Origin of the sequence: Serratia sp. FGI94 (assembly GCF_000330865.1) — a bacterium.
Lineage (GTDB): Bacteria > Pseudomonadota > Gammaproteobacteria > Enterobacterales > Enterobacteriaceae > Serratia_B > Serratia_B rubidaea.
Genome location: NC_020064.1, coordinates 1888166 through 1909755 on the forward strand (window position 1 = coordinate 1888166; position 21590 = coordinate 1909755).

The 21590-nt window shown below is 57.3% G+C and carries 22 protein-coding genes; 7 read left to right on the forward strand and 15 right to left on the reverse strand.

Annotated elements, in window-relative coordinates; translation table 11 throughout:
• Positions 1-211: 211 nt before the first annotated feature.
• Entirely contained in the window at positions 212-1771 is a 1560-nt protein-coding gene (locus D781_RS08615) for a peptide MFS transporter (RefSeq protein ID WP_015671927.1), read from the reverse strand.
• A 465-nt stretch (positions 1772-2236) separates the two neighbouring features.
• Positions 2237-3475 (reverse strand): multidrug efflux MFS transporter MdtG, encoded by a 1239-nt coding sequence (gene mdtG, locus D781_RS08620; RefSeq protein WP_015671928.1) that lies wholly within the window; start codon positions 3473-3475, stop codon positions 2237-2239.
• On the opposite strand from mdtG, the gene D781_RS23955 reads away from it, so the two are divergent.
• A complete protein-coding gene (locus D781_RS23955) occupies positions 3381-3608 on the forward strand; it encodes a hypothetical protein (RefSeq protein WP_199557180.1) in 228 nt (75 codons plus the stop codon). The two genes, mdtG and D781_RS23955, sit on opposite strands and share 95 nt — an antisense overlap.
• A gap of 57 nt (positions 3609-3665) precedes the next feature.
• On the opposite strand, the gene D781_RS08625 is transcribed toward D781_RS23955, so the two are convergent.
• The 3 genes from D781_RS08625 to D781_RS08635 form a co-directional block, all read right to left on the reverse strand.
• The gene (locus D781_RS08625; protein ID WP_015671929.1) at positions 3666-3950 is read right to left on the reverse strand and encodes a YciI family protein; all 285 of its coding nucleotides are present in this window, start codon (positions 3948-3950) and stop codon (positions 3666-3668) included.
• Between the two features lie 104 nt (positions 3951-4054).
• Positions 4055-4975, reverse strand: coding sequence for a Kdo(2)-lipid IV(A) acyltransferase (locus D781_RS08630; protein ID WP_015671930.1), 921 nt, complete (start codon positions 4973-4975; stop codon positions 4055-4057).
• A gap of 253 nt (positions 4976-5228) precedes the next feature.
• Positions 5229-6326 carry an NADH:flavin oxidoreductase/NADH oxidase gene (locus tag D781_RS08635; protein ID WP_015671931.1) on the reverse strand — a complete coding sequence of 366 codons (1098 nt, stop codon included), beginning with the start codon at positions 6324-6326 and terminating at the stop codon, positions 5229-5231.
• A 207-nt stretch (positions 6327-6533) separates the two neighbouring features.
• Between D781_RS08635 and D781_RS08640 the strand changes: the two genes are divergently transcribed.
• A complete protein-coding gene (locus tag D781_RS08640; protein ID WP_015671932.1) occupies positions 6534-7589 on the forward strand; it encodes a rhodanese-related sulfurtransferase in 1056 nt (351 codons plus the stop codon).
• Positions 7590-7648: 59 nt separating this feature from the next.
• On the opposite strand, the gene D781_RS08645 is transcribed toward D781_RS08640, so the two are convergent.
• Positions 7649-8227 carry a YceI family protein gene (locus tag D781_RS08645; protein ID WP_015671933.1) on the reverse strand — a complete coding sequence of 193 codons (579 nt, stop codon included), beginning with the start codon at positions 8225-8227 and terminating at the stop codon, positions 7649-7651.
• A 25-nt stretch (positions 8228-8252) separates the two neighbouring features.
• Complete coding sequence (locus D781_RS08650) at positions 8253-8807, reverse strand: cytochrome b (RefSeq protein WP_015671934.1); 555 nt, start codon at positions 8805-8807, stop codon at positions 8253-8255.
• 427 nt (positions 8808-9234) lie between these two features.
• On the opposite strand from D781_RS08650, the gene D781_RS08655 reads away from it, so the two are divergent.
• Positions 9235-10293 carry an AI-2E family transporter gene (locus tag D781_RS08655; protein WP_015671935.1) on the forward strand — a complete coding sequence of 353 codons (1059 nt, stop codon included), beginning with the start codon at positions 9235-9237 and terminating at the stop codon, positions 10291-10293.
• Positions 10294-10333: 40 nt separating this feature from the next.
• Here D781_RS08655 and D781_RS08660 read toward each other — a convergent pair whose 3' ends face one another.
• The 6 genes from D781_RS08660 to pyrC all read right to left on the reverse strand — a co-directional run bounded on the left by D781_RS08660 (position 10334) and on the right by pyrC (position 14654).
• Positions 10334-10942 carry a LuxR C-terminal-related transcriptional regulator gene (locus D781_RS08660; RefSeq protein WP_015671936.1) on the reverse strand — a complete coding sequence of 203 codons (609 nt, stop codon included), beginning with the start codon at positions 10940-10942 and terminating at the stop codon, positions 10334-10336.
• Positions 10943-11129: 187 nt separating this feature from the next.
• Positions 11130-12245, reverse strand: a complete 1116-nt coding sequence (gene solA / locus D781_RS08665) for an N-methyl-L-tryptophan oxidase (RefSeq protein ID WP_015671937.1) — start codon at positions 12243-12245, stop codon at positions 11130-11132.
• Between the two features lie 139 nt (positions 12246-12384).
• A complete protein-coding gene (gene bssS / locus D781_RS08670) occupies positions 12385-12639 on the reverse strand; it encodes a biofilm formation regulator BssS (RefSeq protein WP_015671938.1) in 255 nt (84 codons plus the stop codon).
• Positions 12640-12855: 216 nt separating this feature from the next.
• Positions 12856-13134 (reverse strand): hypothetical protein, encoded by a 279-nt coding sequence (locus tag D781_RS08675; RefSeq protein WP_015671939.1) that lies wholly within the window; start codon positions 13132-13134, stop codon positions 12856-12858.
• Positions 13135-13284: 150 nt separating this feature from the next.
• Complete coding sequence (gene dinI, locus D781_RS08680; RefSeq protein WP_015671940.1) at positions 13285-13524, reverse strand: DNA damage-inducible protein I; 240 nt, start codon at positions 13522-13524, stop codon at positions 13285-13287.
• 80 nt (positions 13525-13604) lie between these two features.
• Positions 13605-14654 (reverse strand): dihydroorotase, encoded by a 1050-nt coding sequence (gene pyrC / locus D781_RS08685; RefSeq protein WP_015671941.1) that lies wholly within the window; start codon positions 14652-14654, stop codon positions 13605-13607.
• A 196-nt stretch (positions 14655-14850) separates the two neighbouring features.
• Here pyrC and D781_RS08690 point away from each other — a divergent pair, with 196 nt between their 5' ends.
• A complete protein-coding gene (locus tag D781_RS08690) occupies positions 14851-15138 on the forward strand; it encodes a putative quinol monooxygenase (protein ID WP_015671942.1) in 288 nt (95 codons plus the stop codon).
• A 54-nt stretch (positions 15139-15192) separates the two neighbouring features.
• Here the strand turns inward: D781_RS08690 and rne are convergent, their stop codons facing one another.
• Positions 15193-18528, reverse strand: coding sequence for a ribonuclease E (gene rne, locus D781_RS08695; protein ID WP_015671943.1), 3336 nt, complete (start codon positions 18526-18528; stop codon positions 15193-15195).
• Positions 18529-19193: 665 nt separating this feature from the next.
• On the opposite strand from rne, the gene rluC reads away from it, so the two are divergent.
• Positions 19194-20153, forward strand: a complete 960-nt coding sequence (rluC, locus tag D781_RS08705; RefSeq protein ID WP_015671944.1) for a 23S rRNA pseudouridine(955/2504/2580) synthase RluC — start codon at positions 19194-19196, stop codon at positions 20151-20153.
• 2 nt (positions 20154-20155) lie between these two features.
• Here rluC and D781_RS08710 read toward each other — a convergent pair whose 3' ends face one another.
• Positions 20156-20737 (reverse strand): nucleoside triphosphate pyrophosphatase, encoded by a 582-nt coding sequence (locus tag D781_RS08710; RefSeq protein WP_015671945.1) that lies wholly within the window; start codon positions 20735-20737, stop codon positions 20156-20158.
• Between the two features lie 142 nt (positions 20738-20879).
• Between D781_RS08710 and yceD the strand changes: the two genes are divergently transcribed.
• Positions 20880-21401, forward strand: a complete 522-nt coding sequence (gene yceD, locus D781_RS08715; RefSeq protein WP_015671946.1) for a 23S rRNA accumulation protein YceD — start codon at positions 20880-20882, stop codon at positions 21399-21401.
• 16 nt (positions 21402-21417) lie between these two features.
• Positions 21418-21585: a 50S ribosomal protein L32 gene (gene rpmF / locus D781_RS22625; RefSeq protein ID WP_015671947.1), complete on the forward strand. Its 168-nt coding sequence runs from the start codon at positions 21418-21420 to the stop codon at positions 21583-21585.
• The last annotated feature ends 5 nt before the right edge of the window (positions 21586-21590 follow it).

Sequence of the window (21590 nt, forward strand, 5' to 3'; positions counted from 1 at the left end):
AGACCGGATACCGCCGTCGCTGACGGCGGTATTTTTTTGTCCGGAATTCACTGAAATCAAAGCGATGCAGCTCCCTGAACCTGAATTTCGGATGTCAACGGCCAGACTTTTGTCGATCCGGATGGTTATCACGTTGTGCTGCAGCGGCAGCAGTGGCAGGCATAAAAAAACCGGCGCGGAGGGCGCCGGTTGGTGTGACAGCTCAGGTCGTTCAGACGCTGGTGGCCGGTGTCTGCTCCGTGCCGGTTTGGGCCTTGGTATTGGCCAGCATGCGGCGAATCGGCACAATCAGCAGGGCCAGCACCGCGGCGCAAATCAGCAGCGCGATGGAACAGCGGGCAAACAGCTCCGGCAGCGAGTCCAGCTGATCCGCCTTCACGTGGCCGCCGATCAGGCCGGCCGCCAGGTTGCCGAGCGCGCTGGCGCAGAACCACAGCCCCATCATCTGGCCGCGCATTCTTTCCGGCGCCAGCAGCGTCATGGTCGCCAGTCCGATAGGGCTCAGGCACAGTTCTCCCAGCGTTAGCATCAGAATACTGGCAACCAGCCACAGCGGTGATACGCCGGCGCCGTCGTTGTTCAGCACGTGCTGGGCGGCCATCATCATCAGTCCGAAACCGGCGGCGGCAAACAGAATGCCAATCACAAATTTCGTGATGCTGCTCAGCTGCACCTGCTTGCGCGCCAGCGCCGGCCACAGCCAGCTGAATACCGGCGCCAGCAGGATAATAAACAGCGCATTGACGGACTGGAACCAGACCGCCGGAATTTCAAAGCCGCCGATCATACGGTTGGTGTAGTCATTGGCGAACAGGTTGAATGAGGTTGGCTTCTGCTCGAAGGCCGACCAGAAAAAGGCGGCGGAAATCAGCAGAATAAAGCATACCAGCAGGCGGGCGCGCTCTTTGCGGCTCAAACCGGCGAAGGCGAACAGATAGATAAAATAGAGCGTCACCGAGGCGGCGATCACGTAAACCAGCATACTGGCGACGGCCACCGGATTAATCACGATCGTCCCGTTGGCGATCAGCACTGTCAGCGCCACGATAACCAATGCGATGGCACCCAGCCAGGCGCCGACGCCGTTTTTCTTCACGACAGGACTGTTCCAGGTGGAGTCCAGGCCCACCTCCTTGTCGTAGCGTTTCATTGACGGTACGGCGAAGATGCGGAAGATCAGCAGCGCCACCAGCATACCGATACCGCCGATGCCAAAGCCCCAGTGCCAGCCGTGAGATTTGATCAGCCAGCCGGAAATCAGCGGTGCGATAAATGAGCCCATATTGATGCCCATATAGAACAGCGAGAAACCGCCGTCGCGGCGGGTATCGCCTTTCTTGTACAGCGTACCGACCATCACTGAGATACAGGTTTTGAACAGCCCGGAGCCCAGCACGATCAGCATCAGGCCGATAAAGAACAGCGGGTTGCCCATGATGGCGGACAGAGCGATCGACAGGTGACCGAGAGCGATCAGAATAGAACCGTACCAGACGGCTTTACGCTGCCCCAGCCAGTGGTCGGCCAGCCAGCCGCCGGGCAGGGCAGCCAGATACATGCTGCCGGCGAAGATGCCGACGATAGCCGACGCATTTTCGCGCGCCAGTCCCATCCCGCCCTCATAAACCGTGGCGGCCATAAACAGGATCAGCAGCGGACGAATGCCATAAAACGAGAAGCGCTCCCACATTTCGGTGAAGAACAGTGAGCCGAGCGGATAAGGGTGGCCGAAAAAGGTCCGGCTTTCTTGGTTATTACTAGAGGATTGCATAACGTATTCCCAATGAAGTCTGCCGATTGCATCGGCTTATTGTGTGGTATGTATATGTTGTTAAGCGTGATAATCCCGTAAAAGCGGATTACCGGACAAAACTGCGGTCGCAACGCCCGTATGCCGTGGAAAGCATCGCGACCATTTCTTCACTTAGCCGGGTGCAGGCACTCAGCGTGATATTATTTAGCCATTTGATAATCGGCCGTTGGTTTTGTCTAGTACCTATATCCCATTTATTAGATGAAAAGTCGACAAACATCTACTTTTTTAGTTTTTATGTTGGAAAAACGCGAAATATGATTGACAGCATCTTTATGGCGTGGTGGTTGATATTCTGTTTAATAAACAATGGGATATGGTGTTTACGGCGTGCTTGAAGCGCCCTGCGGCGGCGAAATGAAATGCGTAACAAAAGTGGGGGAAATGACGGCTAATGGGAAAAAATCGTGCAGGGCGGGGAAATTAAGGCTCTTCCTGCAGCTGCTTTTCCCGCGGGGGTTTAGGACGGCGCTGCAGACAGCGCCATGAATAGAGTGCGTTAAACATCACTACCAGCGCCGTTACGCCAAATACCGCGCGGAAACCGTAGTTGGCCGAGACCGCCGCGCCGAGCAGCGGGCCGGTGACGTTGCCGACGTCACGGAAGGATTGGTTATAGCTGAAGATGCGTCCGGCCACCTGGTTACTGCTGTTATAGATGAGCAGCGTCTGCACCGCGGGCAGCAGCGCGCCGTCGGCGGCGCCCAGCAGGAAACGCAGCACCGCCAGCTGCCACGGCGTCTGCACAAAGGCCATCGGAATCAGCAGCAGCACGGAGAACAGCAGCATGCAGACGAGAATGCGCTCTGGCCCGATACGGTCGCCCAGTTTCCCCAGGCGCGGCGCGCTGATTAGCGCGGCGACGCCTGGTACGGAGGCGATCAGCCCGCTGACAAACGCCAGGTTATGGATATCGCCGGCTAAATCACGCACGTACAGCGTCAGAATCGGTGCAATCGAGCCGGTGGCGATCTGAATAATCATGGTGGTGACAAACAGCGCCAGAATCAGCCTGGGGTTTTTCAGCGAGGCGAACACCTGACGGGCGTGCAGCATATCTTTTCGCTGCACCGGGGTGAACTGCTCCCTGACGAAAAACAGCGTCAGCATAAAGCAGACAAACAGCACGGCGGCGGTGATGTAGAACACCGGGCGCAGCCCGTACTGGTCGGCCAGCAGGCCGCCGATCAGCGGGCCGATCAGCGCGCCGCTGACGCCGCCGGTTGATAGAGTGCCCAACGCCCAGCCGCTGCGGTTGCGCGGCACCTGGGTGGCGATCAACGCGTTGGCATTGGGAATAAAGCCGCCGAGCAGGCCGAGCAGCGCACGCAGCGCCAGGAACTGCCAGATATTTTGCGCCATGCCCATCAGCACCATCACAATTGCCATGCCCAGCGCAGAACGCAGCAACATCAGCTTGCGTCCGCGCCGGTCGGCCAGCCCGCCCCAGAAGGGGGAGGCCACGGCAGAAAACAGGAAGGTAATGCTGAACACCAGCCCGGACCACAGGTTTAGCGCCTCATGCCCGGAGACGCCAAGCAGCTCGACGTAGAGCGGTAAAAAGGGCATGACCAAGCTGAAGGCGGCGCCGGTAAGAAAGCAGCCGAGCCAAGCGACAAAGAGGTTGCGTTTCCAGTTTATGGGTTCTGATACCGGGGCCATGGGTTACCGTAACAGCAGAAGAAGAGCCTGGCGATGGCGCAGCGGCCAAGGCAAAAAGTTAGCCTGCTCAGTATGCGCCTTCGATGCGCGGACTTCAAATGCGTTCAGGGCGGATTGGCAGCAATTAAAATAAAGTTTCAAAAAGTGAGGGTGACGATAATCCCGCGCCGGGCGGCGCGGGACGGGGACATTACTGGTTGAGCAGGTTGTTGAAATCTTCGCCGGCGGCGGTCACCGCCAGTTCGGTCACCTCGTAGTTAGCTACGGCAGTGAACGGGTCCTGCGCCAGAATGGCGTCCAACTGCGGGCGCGGCATCTGTTTGGCGAGGATCACGCCGCCGTTGCGCGGATTTTTACGTCCGGCGGCGATAAAATCACCCTGAGCAAAATATTTTTTCAGCCAGGCAATATGCCCCTCAAGATGGCTGTCGACCTCTTCAATCGGGCGGTGGTAGGTCAGGCTGACAATGTACATGCTGCGCTCCATGGTTAGCGTTCGTTGGTAACCGTTACCTTCACACTGTTTGACTCGTAGCTCAAGTCATCAGACATAAAAAACCCGCCGTTAGGCGGGTAGCATTAATACAGAGAAGGTTGGCCTTCCGGACGGGTTTTAAAGCGGCGGTGCAGCCACATATACTGGTCCGGCGCCAGCAGAATACCGTGCTCCACCACCTGGTTCATCCGGGTGGCGGCGCTCAGTTCGCTGTCCAGCGGGAAGTCTTCCACCGCCGGTTGAATCAGTAATTCATAACCCTGGCCGTCCGGCAGGCGGCGCGGGGCGAAGGGGATAATTGCCGGTTTGCCCATCCGCGCCAGCATATAGCTGCCGGTGGTGGTGGCGGCCTGCTCTACGGCGAACAGCGGGGCGAAGACGCTGCTGCGCGGGCCGTAGTCGTGGTCCGGCGCATACCAGATGATATCGCCCTGTTTGAGCGCGCGGATCATGCCCTTGATATCTTTGCGGTCCAGCATCGATTTATTCGAGCGCATCCGACCCCAGGTCTGCAGCCAGTCCAGCAGCTTGTTGTCATGCGGACGATAAACGCCGATGCCGGGGTTGTAGATGCCAAAAATGCGCGCGCCCAGCTCCAGCGTTAAAAAATGTAGACCGATCAGCAGAACCCCCTGCTGGTTGTCCCGGGCCTGCTGAATGTGCTCCAGCCCCTCAGGGCGGCACCAGCGCTTGATGCGCCAGTCCGGCCAGAACCAGGCCATGCCGGTTTCAAACAGACCCATGCCGACCGACTCGAAATTCTTCACTACCAGCGCATCGCGTTCCGCCTGCGGCATATCCGGGAAACACAGCGTCAGATTGCGCTGCGCAATGGTCACGCGGCGTTTCAGAAAGCGCATGGAGAAACGGCCCAGCGAGGTGCCAAGGCGGTAAATGACGGGGTAAGGCAGCAATACCAGCAGGTATAACAGACCAATACCGAACCAGGTCAGCCAATAACGCGGATGCAGCAGGGAACGATTAAAAGAAGGAAGTTGTGTCATGTATTCTCAGCTTTTTGGTAATTATTGGTTTAATAACAGCGAATTAGCATGGTCCGTTGCCCTAATGGACGCTGTGCACGCGTATCATTTTCTGCCGGTAATGATGGTTATTGTGGCATTTTCTGGCGTGACAGGAAAATCCTCAATTAGGTTATGGTGCGCTCTGCGGCGGATTTTTTCCGGCGTGCGGGAGAAGAGAAGGCGGGTCATTCGGTTGAATGACCCGGGGAAGCATGACGTTGCCGTCAGGCGCTTAGTTACTGTTGAACAGCCCTTTCAGGACATGAGGTTCAGAACGCCAGTACTGCGGCGGCGCGCTGGCTTTTGCGCCCAGCTTGGCTGCGGCGTGCCATGGCCAGCGCGGGTTATACAGGATGCCGCGCGCCAGCCCCACCATATCGGCCTGGCCGGTGGCGACGATCGCTTCAGCCTGTTCCGGTTCGGTGATCAGGCCGACGGCGATGGTCGGCAGGCCGACTTCGCGTTTGATGGTCTCGGCGAAGGGCACCTGATAGTTCGGGCCGACGGGGATTTGCTGCTGCGGCGACAGACCGCCGCTGGAGACGTGGATATAGTCACAGCCCAGCTCTTTCAGCGCCTTGGTCAGCGCCACCGACTGCTGTTCATCCCAGCCGTCCTGCACCCAGTCGCTGGCGGAGATGCGTACGCCGACGGCTTTGTGCGCCGGGAAGACTGCGCGTACCTCGCTGAAAATTTCCAGCAGCAGTCGCATACGGTTTTGCAGCGAGCCGCCATATTGGTCATCACGCTGATTGGCCAGCGGCGACAGGAACTGGTGCAGCAGATAGCCGTGGGCGCCATGCAGCTCAATCAGCTCAAAGCCCAGGCGATCGGCGCGTTTGGCCGCCTCGACAAACTGCTGCTTCAGCAGGTCGATCTGCGCCAGGCTCATCGCCTCCGGCGCTTCATCCTCGGCATGGAACGGCGTTGCGGAGGGGGCAATCGTCTGCCAGCCGCCGTTTGCCTGGCCAATCTGGCCGCCGCCTTCCCAGGGAACGGCGGTGGAGGCTTTACGTCCGGCGTGGCCCAGCTGAATGCCCAGCGGCATGGTGGCATGCTGTCTGACCGCATTGACGACCTCGGCCAGCGCCTGTTCGGTGGTATTGTCCCACAACCCCAGATCCTGCGGCGAGATGCGTCCTTCCGGCGATACCGCCGTCGCCTCGACAATCAGCAGGCCGGCGCCGGACATTGCCAGGCTGCCCAGGTGCATGGTATGCCAAGGCGTCGCTGCCCCCTCTTGGGCGGAATATTGGCACATCGGGGCGATAATAATGCGGTTCGGCAGGGCGAGTTTCCCCAGGGAAATGGGTTTGAATAGCTGGCTCATTGATATCCTCTTTTCGCGGTACATGGCATCGGGTGCCGGCACTATCCGTAGGTGGATGTGTGAACTGCATCAAGTTTAGCAGCCGTCAGGCTGGCCGGGCAGTTCATGATGTGCTGCCTGATATTTTCAGGTATGATGTGCGCCGCGCGCCGCTCCGGGGGCGACGCGCGGCGATTATTTCCCTCAGAAAGAACAGGAACGTACACCATGCCAGTGTTACATAACCGAATCTCTAATGAGGAACTGAAGGCGCGCATGCTGGCTGAAACCGAGCCGCGCACCACGGTTTCTTTTTATAAATACTTCACCATCGACGATCCTAAAGCCTTTCGCGACAGCCTGTATATTCAGTTTGAAAAACTGAAGGTGTTCGGCCGTATTTATGTGGCGAAAGAGGGCATCAACGCGCAGATCAGCGTGCCGCAGAGCCATTTTGAGGCGTTTAAAACGGCGCTGTTTGCCTCACACCCGGCGCTGGATCAGGTGCGTTTGAACATCGCGCTGGAAGATGACGGTAAGTCCTTCTGGGTGCTGCGCCTTAAGGTGCGCGAGCGTATTGTCGCCGACGGTATCGACGATGACAGCTTCGATCCTTCTAACGTGGGCGAGTATCTGAAGGCCGATCGGGTCAATGCCATGATCGACGATCCGAACACGCTGTTTGTCGATATGCGCAACCACTATGAGTACGAAGTGGGGCATTTTGAAAACGCCATTGAAGTGCCTTCCGACACCTTCCGCGACCAGCTGCCGATGGCGGTGGAAATGCTGCAGGATCAGAAAGACAAGAATATTGTCATGTACTGCACCGGCGGCATCCGCTGTGAAAAGGCCAGCGCTTACATGCTGCATAACGGCTTCAAAAACATTTATCACGTGGAAGGCGGCATTATTGAATATACCCGTCGTGCTAAAGAGCAGGGGCTGCCGCTGAAGTTTATCGGCAAGAACTTCGTGTTTGACGAGCGGATGGGCGAGCGGATTTCGGACGATGTTATCGCCCACTGCCACCAGTGCGGTGCGCCGTGCGACAGCCATACCAACTGCAAGAATGACGGCTGCCACCTGCTGTTTATCCAGTGCCCGAGCTGCGCCGCCAAGTTTGAAGGCTGCTGCAGCGAAATCTGTCGTGAAGAGCTGAAACTGCCGCGCGAAGAGCAGCGTGCGCGTCGCGCCGGGCGGGAGAACGGCGTGAAGATCTTCAACAAGTCAAAAGGGCTGTTGCAGACCACCATGCATATTCCGGATCCGGAAGATAAATAATCGTTGCCGAAGGGCGGTGATGACAGAAGGGCGCGGCAGAACCGCGCCCTTGTTGTTAGTTATTTCTCGCGTACGCCTTCGACGGAGATGATCAGCTCAACCTCTTGTGAGGCCGGGCCGAGATCGGTGGTGATGCCGAAGTCTTTCAGCTTGATTTTACCGTTGGCTTCAAAGCCGGCACGGTAGCCGCCCCATGGGTCATTGCCCTGGCCAATCAGCTTGGCGTCCAGCGTAACCGGCTTGGTGACGCCGTTGAGCGTCAGGTTGCCGACCACGGCGTAGCCGTCACCGTCTTTTTTCACTTCGGTGGATTCAAACTTCGCCTGCTTGTTCTTTTCCACGTTGAGGAATTCGGCGCTGCGCAGGTGCTTGTCACGCTCTGCGTGGTTAGTGTCGACGCTGGCGGTGTTGATGGTGACGTTGACCTTATCCTTGGACGGATCTTTCTCATCGAACGTAAAGCCGCCGTCAAAATCCTTGAAGCTGCCGTACAGCCAGCTGTAGCCAAGGTGCTGGATGCGGAACTCAATAAAGGCGTGCTGCCCCTGCTTGTCGATTTTGTAGTTGGCGGCCAGCGCGGAACCGGCGCTCAGCAGTAGAGCGCCTGCGGTCAGGCCTAATACGGTCTTTTTCAACATGGTTATCTCCATTATTCCAAGTAGGTTAATCGGCGCTGCGACCCAGCATCCGTTTCAAAGTGACATCACGATCCACAAAGTGATGCTTAAGTGCGGCCAAAGCGTGCAGTACCGACAGCACGACGACGCTCCAGGCCAGATAAAGATGAATCGTCCCGGCGGTATCGGCCTGAGCGCCCATGCCGGTGACGCTGGCGGGAACCTCGAACCAGCCGAATACGCTGATCGCCTGACCGTCGGCGGTAGAAATCAGATAGCCGCTGATCAGAATGGCGAACAGAATGACATACAGCGCCAGGTGCGCCAGCACGGCGCCGACGCGGGTAACGCGGGAATAGCTGGCCAGCGGTTTCGGCGGTGGAGAGATCAGGCGCCAGATGACGCGCACCACCATAACGATAAACAGCAGTACGCCGATACTCTTATGGATCTCCGGCGCCTGGTGATACCACACGTCGTAATAGCCCAGCGTGACCATCCATAGGCCAAGCGCAAACATGCCGTACACCACAAGGGCGACCAGCCAGTGGATCAAGATAAACAGATGACCGAAACGGTCGGGGGTATTTTTCCAAAGCATCGGACTTCCTTAATTCCTTATTGCCGATTGCAATAATTAACAGGAAAAAACATAAAATCAATAATAAATTTAACTATGTTACGACTTGATAATATTAGTCAGTGGATTTGCACAAGATCGGAAAAATTAGTCAAAGTAATCGTTGAAGTGAAAAGGGAAAAGAGGTGGCTATGACTTGCGTTGTAAATTGAAATAAAACGAATTTCTATTTTACTGTCAATTTTTGTCATGTTGCGTAAATCCAGGCGCAGGAGTTCGGCAACGCGTCTTGCTGGTTGGAAAAACGTTGTCGTTATTGGTCGGTATCCGCTGATTTTCCACGCGGATGAGTTATAAAAACTGATGATTAACCCACAGTCCTGCGGCGGAGTTTGTTAAAATAAATGTTTCATCAGTTTGCCTATTATCGGGAAAAAAGGATGTTATCTTGAGCCGAAATCTATTCATCGATCGCCCGCTGCGACTGGCGATTATGCTGGCGACAATCGTGGTGATCCTTGCCGGGATTAAAATGTCCTCGGAAATTGTGGTGCCGTTTTTGCTGGCGGTATTTTTAACCATCGTGCTAAACCCGTTGGTTGCCCGTCTGGAACGCTGGCGGGTGCCGCGCATGCTGGGCGTGATGCTGTTAGTGACGCTGGTGGTGATCGTGCTGGTGATGTTTATCGGCATGATGGGGGCATCGCTGAATGAGTTTGCCCGTTCGCTGCCGCAGTATCGCGGTATGATGACGGAAAAAATGCATGAGCTGCAGCGCTATGCGGATCGCTTCAATATCGTCATCTCGGCGGAGGCGATCGTGCATTATATTGATCCCAGCGCTACGATGAATCTGGTGACGCGCCTGCTGAGCCATCTCTCCGGCGCGATGACCAATATTTTCCTGCTGCTGATGACAGTGGTCTTTATGCTGTTTGAGGTGCAGCTGCTGCCGGCGAAACTGCGCCAGGTATTGAGTAGGCCGACCCAGGGCATTGCCAACCTGCAGCGGGCAGTGCAGGGGGTGACGCACTATCTGGTGATCAAAACGGCGATTAGCCTGGCGACCGGCATGATTGTCTGGATCTTTTTGGCGATTATCGACGTGCGCTTTGCCTTTATCTGGGGGCTGCTGGCTTTCCTGCTCAATTTTATTCCCAATATCGGTTCGGTGATCGCCGCCGTTCCACCGTTGATCACCGCGCTGTTATTTAACGGCTTTGGCGATGCATTGGTGGTGGCCGGCGGCTTTGTACTGATCAACCTGGTGATTGGTAATATCCTCGAACCGCGGGTGATGGGGCGCGGTCTTGGCCTGTCGACGCTGGTGGTCTTTCTCTCGCTGATTTTCTGGGGGTGGTTGCTGGGGCCGGTGGGGATGCTGCTGTCGGTGCCGCTCACCATCATTGCGCGCATCGCGCTGGAAGCCAGTGAAAACGGCAGGAAGATAGCGGTAATTCTGGGTGATGGCCGCGACGAAAGGGCGGCGGAACGCCAGGCGGAATGACGCGACGCTAACGCATTTGGCGCGGCTGACGCTCTACTGTTCAGCCCGCCATGCGCACTGCGGGCGCATCGGGCGGATAAAAATATCGCAGGATGTTGTACAGCGAATAAAACTCCAGCCGGTTACGGGCGTTAATCTTCTCCGTGATATGCCGCTTATGCACATACACGGTATGCGAGCTGATCTGCAGCTTCCGGGCGATGCGGTAGTTTGGCTCCTCCGCCATCCAGTACTTCATGACCGTCAGCTCCTGCGGGCTGAACAGCGAATGCAGGCTGTTTTCCATCAAGGCATGCGGCGTATCGCGCAGGATACGCAGCGCTTTGGGCAATGCGGCCTTATTGAACAGGAAGGCGTTATCGGCGATGCGCATCGGCCGGTCGCCGTAAGGGTAGGGAGCATCCAGGTAGATAAACAGCACCGCGTTATTACCGCTGTCGATCAGCGCCTGTAACCGGGGATTGTCTAGATTTGGCCGGCAGTAGTGGGTCAGGTTCAGCAGGATATGCGAGGGGTTATCGCTGGACAGATGCTGCACCGCGGCGCTGAGCGTATCACAGCCAGTTACGGTATTGGCGGCGTTATCGGCCAGATAGCTGGCGATGCCGAGGCGGGTATAACCGCATTCGTCCACGACGAGTAGTTTCATGCTGACATCCTTGTGATCGGGCAAATAATACCAAGCATAGGTAAAATAGGGGGGAGCCTGGTGCCAATCAATTCGGAAATCTGGATTGTTGCGCCAGCTTTTTCCGTGGATAGGTGCCGAAGGGATGTCAACGGCAGGGGAAATATCGCAGCCGAGGCGGGCAACGGCTGCGATTGCGTTAGCGCGGTTAGTTAAAACGCTGCAGCGAGAACGGCGTCAGATCGAACGGAATGGCTTTGTCCTGCGCAAACAGCGCGGCGATTTCACCCAGCACGCTGGCAAACTTAAAGCCATGCCCGCTAAGCCCGGTAATCACCATCATATTTTCACTGTCGGGAACGGTATCAATAATAAAGTCCTCGTCCGGACTCATATCATAGGTACAGACTTTGCCGTGCAGGCACACGCCGACGCCGGGCAGATGCTGGCGCAGGAAGTTAAATACTTCGCTGCCGTCGCTGGCGACGCTGCCGAAGGCCCGGCGCTGCTCCGGCGTTTCAATCGGCTGGCCGCCGTTGTGTTTGCCGACTTTCAGGCCGTCGTTATCGGCAGGGAAGCCGTAATAGTGGCAGCCGTCCTGCGCCTCAACGGTAAAGGCCGGGAAGCGGTTGGGTTCGCTGTAGCGCCCGTCGGCCTGGTGCCAGGAAAATACTTTACGCAGCGGCGTGACCGGCAGCTGCGGCAACAGCGCTTTTACCCAGGTGCCGGCGGCGACCAGAGCTTTTTTCGCCTGATAGCGGCCTTCCGCCGTGGTGACTTCTACGCCGCCGTCAATGGCGTTAACCGCCGTGACCGGACAGTTAAACAGCTGGCTGCAGCCGGCCTCTTGCGCCAGGCGGATATATTGCGCGATGGCCCGTTCGGAGCGCAGAAAGCCGGCGTCCGGCTCGAAGACGCCGACGTAGTGCGCCGGCGCGTTGAATTCAGGCCAGCGCTGTTGCACGTCGTCGGCGCTCAGCAGTTGGGTGTTCAGGCGGAAAGTGCGCGCGCTTTGTTGGGCGTTGGCAATAAACTCGGCGTCTTTGGGGCCCAGGTTGAGCACGCCGCAGGCGTGGAACAGCTGCTCGCCGCTGTCCCGCGTCAGGCCGTTCCACAGGGCCTGCGCACGCAGCAATAACGGAACATATCGTTCACCTTCGCCGTAGGCATGGCGAATAATACGCGTATCGCCGTGGTGGCTGCCGTTGCTGTGCGGGGGGATTTCGCTGTCGATCATCAGCACTTTCAACCCTGCCTGCGTGGCGTAGTAGCCAGCGGCGGCGCCAACGGAACCGCTGCCGACGACGATTAAATCATATTCCACGTAACCTATCCTCACTGTTGCGCTTTGCTGAACTCAGCATGATAAAAGGTTGGGCGCGCCAATGCACCCGTTGTCGGCGGTAGATAAAGAAAAAGCGCCGGGAATGTTCACCGGCGCTTAGGACGTTTGGCTTAATGAATCAGTGTTTTTTACGATCAAGATCCTGGTATTCCGTCGATTCGATTTTTGCGATGCCCGCCTCTAGGATATTTATCAATTGTCGGGCGACATCTGTGGTTAACCAAAGCGTTCTGTCTACTTGGGCTTCCTCGGGCGTTTGGTCTAGCGAAGACAGGTAATGAAGGCGTATCATCATGGCGTCGTAAACGTCAACGGTGCTGATATCCCATCCAACAAGCGGGTGTGTCTGAATAACTTCATCATTTCTGTCCATAAAGACCCCTTATTGAGTAGTAACTAACGCGAGTGACTAACGAGGATCGATGCGGCTCATCTTCATGAGGAGCCTTTACAGTATACGCTTCGTGGTTGTCTGATGCGGCTTTTCCGATGAAAATTTGTTAAATAATGACGTGTTTGCGCAATAATTCAGCAAAAGAGAGGGGGGCAGCTTGCCGTTTCTCGGAACGACAAGCCGTAGAACGACGGTTTACTCTGCCGCAGGGGAAGCGGCGGGAGGCTGAAGATGTTTTTCCAGTTCGCCGGCCAGCTGGGCGAAGTGTTGTTGCGTTTCGGCATCGCGGTTCTGGTTTTGCGCTTCCAGCTTCAGGCTGTGGATCAGCAGTTGATTCGCCTTGTCATCCAGCCCAAAGGCCAGATAGGAGAAGGCGACTTCCAGCACGTTAAGGCGCCGTTTTTGATCGGCGATAACCGTCAGCAGTTCGCCGAAGGTCATTGCTTCTTCTGATTTTTCTTTGTCCAGGGCCATGGAAAGAGACCTCCTGTTGTAATAGCGCCCGCACCCATCCTTATTACAGATCAGATGGCGTTTTTATTCCAGCTAATTTCATCCCGGTTGGCGGGTTACAGGTATAAAAAAGCCGGAGAGCGACCCCCCGGCAAAAACAGCATTGCAGTATTATTCGGCACTGAACCAATCGTCGGCGCTTTCCCAGGTTTCCTGGAGAATCTCGGCGATCAGATCCTTATCTGTCTTGAGGCCGCCGAGAACGGAAAGCCCGTTGGCGCCGGAATACCTGACCTGAACCACCGTATCCGGAAACTGACGGTTAATCCGTTTGCTTAATTCACCGTTAAGGGCTTCTATCGCCCCCGGCGGCAGCGGCCTGGTCTTGTCTATGGTTACTTCAACACGCATTATTGCCCCCGAAGTTATCTACTGTTTATTTATACAGTTAACCCGCGTCGGGAGCAAGAGGGCGTGATAAATAAAAAAGATTAGCTGGCGGTTACCGTCCAGTTAACGCTTTCGCCCGCCAGGAACGGCACGATCGACTCGTTGCCCAGCGCAATCTCTTCCGGCTGCATGCTAGGGACGCGCTGCAGTTCGATAAAGTCTTCGTTGACCGGTAAGCCGTAGAAGCGCGGTCCGTTGAGTGAACAGAAGGCTTCCAGGTGTTCCAGCGCGCCTAACTGTTCAAACACCGTGGCGTAGGCCGGCATGGCGCTTGGCGCATTGAACACCCCGGCGCAGCCGCAGCTGGATTCTTTGCGGTGCTTGGCGTGCGGCGCGGAATCGGTGCCGAGGAAGAAACGGTCGGAGCCGCTGGCTACCGCCTTGCGCAGCGCTTCCTGGTGGATATTGCGCTTGAGGATCGGCAGGCAGAACAGGTGCGGACGGATGCCGCCCACCAGCATATGGTTACGGTTGAACATCAGGTGCTGCGGCGTGATGGTGGCGCCGAGGAAGCGGTCGCCGGCCTGGACGTATTCAGCCGCCTCTTTGGTGGTGATGTGCTCAAAGACGATCTTCAGCTCCGGGAACTGACGGCGGATCGGCTCCATCACCTGGGCGATAAAGCGGGCTTCACGGTCGAAGATATCCACACCGGCGTCGGTCACTTCACCATGGATCAGCAGCGGCATGCCGATTTTCTGCATCTGCTCAAACAGTGGGTAGATACCCGTTACGTCGCTGACGCCGTGGTTAGAGTTGGTGGTGGCGTTAGCGGGGTAGAGTTTGGCGGCGGTGAAAATGCCTTGCTTAAACCCTTCCGTCAGCACGTCGGCCGACAGAGAGTCGGTCAGGTAGCAGGTCATCAGCGGGGTGAAATTGTGTTCCGCCGGCACTGCCGCCAGGATGCGGTCGCGATAACGCTGTGCGGCTTCAAGCGTGGTGATCGGCGGAGCCAGGTTCGGCATTACAATCGCGCGGCCGAATACCTGACTGGTATAGGGCAGGACCGTTTTCAACATCTCATCATCACGCAGATGGATGTGCCAGTCGTCAGGGCGGCGAATTTTCATGGCTTGAGGTTGTGCTGTCATGGTGCAAGGCTCCGGCGGTCAGAAATACGTCTAAGTAAAAGCGAATAATGGGGGTTATTCACGCCGGGGTGTAAGCATAAGCGGAAAGCGCTCTTGATGCATCTGTTTGTTAACCAAAGTTGAAAACAATAGATAAACGGGCGCATAGTAATCGTCTTGACGATGACTTTTGCTACTTACTTCCTAGGAGGATGAAATGGAGATTCGCGTGGTGGCCACTTTGCAGGCCAAAGCGGAGTTTATTGATGATGTTAATGATGCCGTACATCAGATTATCGACGCCAGCCGTCAGGAATTGGGAAATCTGCAGTACGACCTACACCGTGAGCTGGATAAGCCCGGCACCTTTGTATTCTTCGAGCGCTGGGCCAGCGCTGAGGCGTTGGATAAGCATAACGCCACCGAACACTTCCAACACTTTGTCCGCCAGATTGACGGTAAATTGGACTCGTTGGATATCAAACAGCTGAAAAAAATTGCCTGAATGCCGCACAATAAAAAACCCGCCAAAATTGGCGGGTTTTTTTCACGGTTTAACTTAGTCGTTAACCGGCTGCGGCTTGGTGGCCGGGGCGGTAGCCTGGCTTACTGCCGAGTGGCCACCGGCGCTGCCTTTGCCGTCGAAATTAAACGCCGGGCGCTGCCAGTCGCTGTGCTTCGGCGCTTCCGGCTGGTAAGCCGGTGCCGGTGCTTTAGTCATCGGCGCGCTGGCGATGTGCTTATAGCGCGTCTCTGCTGGCTGGGCCACGATGGCTGGCGCCGGGGTTGCCGCCGTCTCATCGCTTACCGGCTGCGGAGCTGGTTTGGTGACGACTGCTTCGGTCGGTGCCGCAATGGTCGCTTCCTCAACGGCCTGTTCTGTCACCGCTTGTTCTTCAGCAGCAGCGTTGTCGGCTGCCGGCGCAACGGCGACAGGCGCAGCAGGCTGTTCTTCAGGCTGAGACGGTACGGCTTCAGCGACAGGTTCTGCATCGCTGGCGACGTCGGCCGGTGCTTCTACGGCTGCCGGCTGAGGCGCTTTGACCTCTTCCTGCGGCAGAGCGGCGGCTGGCGTGCTTTCCTCCGGCTCGACGCTGGCGGCGGCCGCAGCAGCGGCTGGTGCCTGAACCTCATCCTGAGCAGCGGCGATGACAGGCGCGGCAACGCTGGCGGCGGTTTCCGCTGCCGGCTGCTCAACGATGTCGGCGGATGGCGATTTAACTTCTGTCTCTTCAACCGGTTGCGCAGCTGTTGTGACAGGGTAACCGATCCATACCTTGCCAGAGGCCATTTCCGGCGAAGCAAAGGCTGCCGCCAGCGGCATCGGCGACTGGGTTGGGTAACGCTCGTCGCGGTAACGACGGCGGCGCTGACCGCTCACGCGCAGATGGCGCGGTGAACGACGTGAGCGACGCGGCATGCCGTTTTCACCGTTACGGTTTTCCTGCGCTTCTTCTTCGCCGGTTACGGCGACGGTTTCCGGCAGCAGCTTGACGCTGTCGTCTGCCGCTGGCGCTTTGCTTTCCTCAGCGGTTGCCGCCGGCGCTTTTGGCGCTAACAGTTCTTCCGCTGCACGCTGCAGCTCTTCTTCCGCGGACAGGATACGCACCTTCTGCGACAGCTGGCGGCGTTGACGACGCTGCGCCGGCTGCTGATGGCGGTCTTCCTTATCCTCTTCAGCGGCCGCTACCGGTTCGACTGCGGCTTTCTCCAGCTGCTGCACTTCTTGCTGCGCCTGACGCTTCTCTTCCTGACGACGACGCTGACGCTCGGCGCGCTGCTCGCGGCGCTGCTGCTGTTGCTCTTCGCGCTGCGCTTTAGCGGCTTCATCAATAACGGGCGCATCGGCGCCCGCCGGCGCGTTATTCGCGGCGTTACGACGGTTGCGGCGCTGCTCGTCACGCGACTCGCGGTTATCGCGGTCGCGTCCTTCGCGGTTGTCACGCTCACGGCCTTCGCCGCGTTCTTTACGCTCGCTGCGTTCTTTACGCTCGCCGCGCTCATTGCGCTCGCTACGTTCACCACGCTCGCCGCGTTCTTTACGGCCGGAACCCTGACGACGTTGGCTGCGACGATCCTGGCGGCGGTTTTCGCCGCTGCTGCTCTTCGCGGTTTCAGCTGGTTTTTCCTCGACTGCCGGCTGTGGTTCTTCACCGGCGAACAGCGATTTCAGACCGCTGAAGAAGCGGCTCAGCAGGCCAGGTGCTGCGGCGGCTGCCGGCGCGGCCGGCTGGTTGGCGGCCGGTTTTTTCACCGGGGCGGATTCAGCCGCCGGCGGCGGTGCGTCGGCGCCGAGAGAGAAGGAGGCCAGTGCCGGTTGCTCAGGACGCTTGCGCTCCATCGGCGTTTCTTCCAGCGGCTGCACCATCTCTTCTTCATGCAGCTTCGGCAGCAGATAGCTCAGGGTTGACGTTTCTTCGCCTTTGCGCACGCGCAGTACCGAGTAATGCGGCGTTTGCATCTGATCGTTCGGCACGATCACGGCTTTCACGCCGGCCTGGCGTTTTTCAATGGCGCTGACGGATTCACGCTTTTCGTTCAGCAGGTAAGAGGCGACCTGCACCGGCACGATGGCGTGAACTTCTTTGGTGTTTTCCTTCAGCGCTTCTTCTTCAATCAGACGCAGGATGGACAGCGCCAGCGATTCGTTGTCGCGCACGGTGCCGGTGCCGTTACAGCGCGGGCAGACGTGGTGGCTGGATTCGCCCAGCGACGGGCTGAGGCGCTGGCGGGACATCTCCAGCAGGCCGAAGCGGGAAATACGACCGATCTGAATGCGTGCACGGTCCTGACGCACCGCATCACGCAGGCGGTTTTCCACCTCGCGCTGGTGGCGCACCGGCGTCATATCGATAAAGTCGATGACGATCAGGCCGCCGAGGTCGCGCAGGCGCAGCTGACGGGCAATTTCATCCGCCGCTTCCAGGTTGGTGTTGAACGCGGTCTCTTCGATGTCGCCGCCGCGGGTGGCACGTGCGGAGTTGATGTCGATCGCGGTCAGCGCTTCGGTAGTGTCAATAACGATGGAGCCGCCGGAAGGCAGGCGCACTTCACGCTGGAAGGCGGATTCGATCTGCGACTCAATCTGGTAGTGGCTGAACAGCGGGATTTCGCCGCTGTACATTTTAATTTTGCTGCTGAAGTCCGGACGGCCCAGCGCGGCGATGTGCTCTTTCGCCAGATCGAGAATTTTCGGGTTATCGATCAGGATTTCGCCGATATCAGGACGCAGGTAATCGCGGAAGGCGCGCACGATAACGTTGCTTTCCTGGTGAATCAGGAACGGCGCAGGGCGGCCTTCGGCGGCTTTCTTGATGGCTTCCCAATGCTTGAGGCGGAACGACAGGTCCCACTGCAGCGCTTCGGCGGATTTGCCGACGCCGGCGGTGCGGACGATCAGGCCCATGCCGTCAGGCAGTTGCAGCGAGGAGAGCGCTTCTTTCAGTTCGGTGCGGTCGTCGCCCTCGATACGGCGGGAAATGCCGCCGGCGCGCGGGTTGTTCGGCATCAGCACCAGATAGCTGCCGGCCAGGCTGATAAAGGTGGTCAGGGCGGCGCCTTTGTTGCCGCGCTCTTCTTTATCAACCTGTACAATCACTTCCTGGCCTTCGCGCAGCACATCTTTGATGTTGGGGCGGCCATGGGAGGAATAGCTGTTAGGGAAGTATTCGCGGGCGATTTCTTTAAGAGGAAGGAAACCATGTCGTTCTGCGCCGTAGTCAACAAACGCTGCTTCAAGACTTGGTTCAATACGGGTGATTTTGCCTTTGTAAATGTTCGCTTTTTTCTGCTCATGACCCGGGCTTTCGATATCCAAATCGTACAGCCGCTGTCCATCTACAAGGGCAACACGCAACTCTTCCTGCTGAGTTGCGTTAATCAACATTCTTTTCATCTTAACTTACTCGTTATTTTTTACATTATCGACAGAGCTGCGGGCAATATATCCGTCATCATTCAGGTTGCCTTGCGTCGCGGCCTTCTCTCGCGCCCGTCCATGCTGCCGAACGTGCGCGCGGTCGCCGCTTTAGCGCCACCTGAACTATTTGGGCATAACCTCTATGGCCGGGTTAAAACCGAAAACCCCGTGTCTTCTCGCAAAGCCGTCAACCTCCCGGTTGTCGCCTGCATAGGGGCGCATTATCTCGGTAAGCCTGTTTTTCTTTGTGAAAAACAGCACTTTTACTCGGGGAATAGCCTCTGATTTACGTCGACAGATCACATTCCATTTGCCGGCCAAGCTGCAACCCGCAGCCCGCTAATTGTTTGATATCGCATTACGTCTTACGCCATTGCTGCGTTTTTGCGTTATCAGACAAACCTTGGTAATTCCGCATTTTACTCTGCTTTAACGAGAATCAACGCGGAAAGCGAACTCATTATTCCACTGCTGATACCGTTATAGCAAGGTGACTTTGCCTTAACTGCGGAAGAAATCGCAAACGATCAAACCGGCTTGCTGCCTTATTGTTCACTGCGGCGACTTCCGCACTCAGACTGACAGTTAAGCATATAAAAAGAGGTGGCGCTATTTACCTGCTGTATTTAGAATCCCGCCCCATGAAAACGAACAATCCTGCAGTACAATTCATCACGGTTTCTGACGACGAAGCGGGTCAGCGAATCGACAATTTTCTGCTGGCCCGCCTGAAAGGCGTGCCGAAGAGCATGATCTACCGCATCGTGCGCAAGGGCGAGGTGCGGGTTAATAAAGGGCGCATCAAGGCGGAATACAAGCTGGCGGCCGGCGACGTGGTGCGCGTACCGCCGGTGCGGGTGGCCGAGCGCGAAGAGACGCCGGTGTCCGCCAAGCTGGATAAAGTGGCGGCGCTGGCCGACTGCATCCTGTATGAAGACGACCATGTGCTGCTGCTGAACAAACCGTCCGGCACGGCGGTGCACGGCGGCAGCGGCCTGAGCTTCGGCGTGATCGAAGGGCTGCGCGCGCTGCGTCCGGAGGCGCGCTTCCTGGAGCTGGTGCATCGGCTGGACCGCGATACCTCCGGCGTGCTGCTGGTGGCGAAAAAACGTTCGGCGCTGCGGGCGCTGCATGAACAGCTGCGGCTGAAAACCATGCAGAAGGATTACTTGGCGCTGGTGCGCGGCCAGTGGCAGTCCCACTGCAAGGCGGTGCAGGCGCCGCTGCTGAAGAATATTCTGCAAAGCGGCGAGCGGGTGGTGCGGGTGAGCAGCGAAGGCAAACCGTCCGAAACCCGTTTCAAGGTCGAGGAGCGTTTTGCGTTCGCCACGCTGGTCAAGGCCAGCCCGATCACCGGGCGCACCCACCAGATCCGCGTTCATACGCTGCATGCCGGCCATCCGATCGCCTTTGACGACCGTTACGGCGACCGGGAGTTCGACCGTCAGCTGGCGCCGACCGGTCTGAAACGGCTGTTCCTGCATGCGGCGGCGCTGCGTTTTGAGCATCCGGGCACTGGCGAAACGCTGCGTATTGAAGCGCCGATGGATGACCAACTGCGTCACTGCCTGAAGCAGCTGCGCCAACAGGCGCAGAAGTAACGCTACGCCAGCGGGCTGACCCCTTCGGCCCGCAACATCTCCAGCAGGGCGATCAGCGGCAGCCCGACCAGCGCGTTGGGGTCGCGGCCCGTCAGCTTGTCGAACAGGGCAATGCCCAGCCCCTCGCTTTTGAAACTGCCCGCGCAGTTCAGCGGCTGCTCCAGACGTACGTAGTGGGCGATCTCCTCCGCGCCGAGAGGGCGGAAATGCACCTGATACGGCTCGCAGACCGCCTGCAGATGCTGCGTACGGCTGTTGTACAGCGCCAGTCCGGTATAGAAGGTGACGACATTGCCGCTGGCCTGGCGCAGCTGTTCGCAGGCCTGCGCCTCGCTGTGCGGCTTGCCCGTAATCTGTCCGTTTAACACGCATACCTGATCGGAGCCGATGATCAGGTGGTCGGGGTAGGCGTTCGCCAGCGCCTGCGCCTTGGCGGCGGCCAGGCGTAGCACCAGCGCTTCGGCGCTTTCGCCCGGCAGCGGCGCTTCATCAACCTGCGGCGCGGCGGTGATAAACGGCAAATGCAGTTTTTCCAGCAGCATTTTGCGGTAAGGGGAGGTGGAGGCCAAAAGAAGTTGTTGCATAATTTTTTTCGTAAACCGTAGCGTAAATGGTGCCAGCATTTTAAACTGTCGGCCGCTGCGGAAGCGAATATTGGTGAAAGGTGCCGTTTTCACGGCCTTTTTCTTTGACTCTATGTCGTTACAAAGTTAATATGCGCGCCCTATGCAAAAGGTAAAATTACCCTTGACCATTGATGCGGTACGTACCGCTCAGAAACGCCTGGACTATGTTGGTGTCTATGCGCCTGAGCTGGTTACCCGTGTTGCCGAGTCCGTGGTCAGTGTGGACAGCGACGTTGTCGCTGAATTGTCGTTTAATATCGACAACCAGCGTTTGGCGGTTATCACCGGTCAGGCAGATGTCACGGTCACGTTATCGTGTCAGCGCTGCGGCGAGCCGTTCCAGCATCATGTGCACACAACATATTGTTTTAGCCCGGTCGTCAATGATGAGCAGGCTGAGGCATTACCGGAAGCGTACGAACCGATCGAAGTTGACGAGTTTGGCGAAGTCGATCTGTTGGCAATGATTGAAGACGAAATTATTCTTTCACTGCCGGTCGTTCCGGTACATGAATCTGAACACTGTGAAGTGTCCGAAGCGGACATGGTATTTGGCAAACTGCCTGCAGAGGCGGAGAAACCGAATCCGTTTGCCGTATTAGCCAGTTTAAAGCGTAAGTAATCGAGGAGTAAGGTCCATGGCCGTACAACAGAACAAACCAACCCGTTCCAAGCGTGGCATGCGTCGTTCACACGATGCGCTGACTACGACTACCCTGTCTGTAGACAAAGCATCCGGTGAAACCCACCGTCGTCACCACATCACTGCCGACGGTTTCTACCGCGGTCGCAAGGTTATCGGCTAAGTAGC

Excerpts from the sequence above, each read along its gene's own strand:
- rne (WP_015671943.1), bottom strand. The coding sequence starts at position 18,528 with ATGAAAAGAATGTTGATTAACGCAACTCAGCAGGAAGAGTTGCGTGTT.
- rluC (WP_015671944.1), top strand. The coding sequence starts at position 19,194 with ATGAAAACGAACAATCCTGCAGTACAATTCATCACGGTTTCTGACGAC.
- D781_RS08615 (WP_015671927.1), bottom strand. The coding sequence starts at position 1,771 with ATGCAATCCTCTAGTAATAACCAAGAAAGCCGGACCTTTTTCGGCCAC.
- mdtG (WP_015671928.1), bottom strand. The coding sequence starts at position 3,475 with ATGGCCCCGGTATCAGAACCCATAAACTGGAAACGCAACCTCTTTGTC.
- D781_RS08635 (WP_015671931.1), bottom strand. The coding sequence starts at position 6,326 with ATGAGCCAGCTATTCAAACCCATTTCCCTGGGGAAACTCGCCCTGCCG.
- D781_RS08645 (WP_015671933.1), bottom strand. The coding sequence starts at position 8,227 with ATGTTGAAAAAGACCGTATTAGGCCTGACCGCAGGCGCTCTACTGCTG.
- D781_RS08625 (WP_015671929.1), bottom strand. The coding sequence starts at position 3,950 with ATGTACATTGTCAGCCTGACCTACCACCGCCCGATTGAAGAGGTCGAC.
- D781_RS08690 (WP_015671942.1), top strand. The coding sequence starts at position 14,851 with ATGGAGATTCGCGTGGTGGCCACTTTGCAGGCCAAAGCGGAGTTTATT.
- D781_RS08650 (WP_015671934.1), bottom strand. The coding sequence starts at position 8,807 with ATGCTTTGGAAAAATACCCCCGACCGTTTCGGTCATCTGTTTATCTTG.
- D781_RS08640 (WP_015671932.1), top strand. The coding sequence starts at position 6,534 with ATGCCAGTGTTACATAACCGAATCTCTAATGAGGAACTGAAGGCGCGC.
- rpmF (WP_015671947.1), top strand. The coding sequence starts at position 21,418 with ATGGCCGTACAACAGAACAAACCAACCCGTTCCAAGCGTGGCATGCGT.
- yceD (WP_015671946.1), top strand. The coding sequence starts at position 20,880 with ATGCAAAAGGTAAAATTACCCTTGACCATTGATGCGGTACGTACCGCT.
- D781_RS08710 (WP_015671945.1), bottom strand. The coding sequence starts at position 20,737 with ATGCAACAACTTCTTTTGGCCTCCACCTCCCCTTACCGCAAAATGCTG.
- D781_RS08630 (WP_015671930.1), bottom strand. The coding sequence starts at position 4,975 with ATGACACAACTTCCTTCTTTTAATCGTTCCCTGCTGCATCCGCGTTAT.
- D781_RS08660 (WP_015671936.1), bottom strand. The coding sequence starts at position 10,942 with ATGAAACTACTCGTCGTGGACGAATGCGGTTATACCCGCCTCGGCATC.
- bssS (WP_015671938.1), bottom strand. The coding sequence starts at position 12,639 with ATGGACAGAAATGATGAAGTTATTCAGACACACCCGCTTGTTGGATGG.
- pyrC (WP_015671941.1), bottom strand. The coding sequence starts at position 14,654 with ATGACAGCACAACCTCAAGCCATGAAAATTCGCCGCCCTGACGACTGG.
- D781_RS23955 (WP_199557180.1), top strand. The coding sequence starts at position 3,381 with ATGACCAAGCTGAAGGCGGCGCCGGTAAGAAAGCAGCCGAGCCAAGCG.
- dinI (WP_015671940.1), bottom strand. The coding sequence starts at position 13,524 with ATGCGTGTTGAAGTAACCATAGACAAGACCAGGCCGCTGCCGCCGGGG.
- D781_RS08675 (WP_015671939.1), bottom strand. The coding sequence starts at position 13,134 with ATGGCCCTGGACAAAGAAAAATCAGAAGAAGCAATGACCTTCGGCGAA.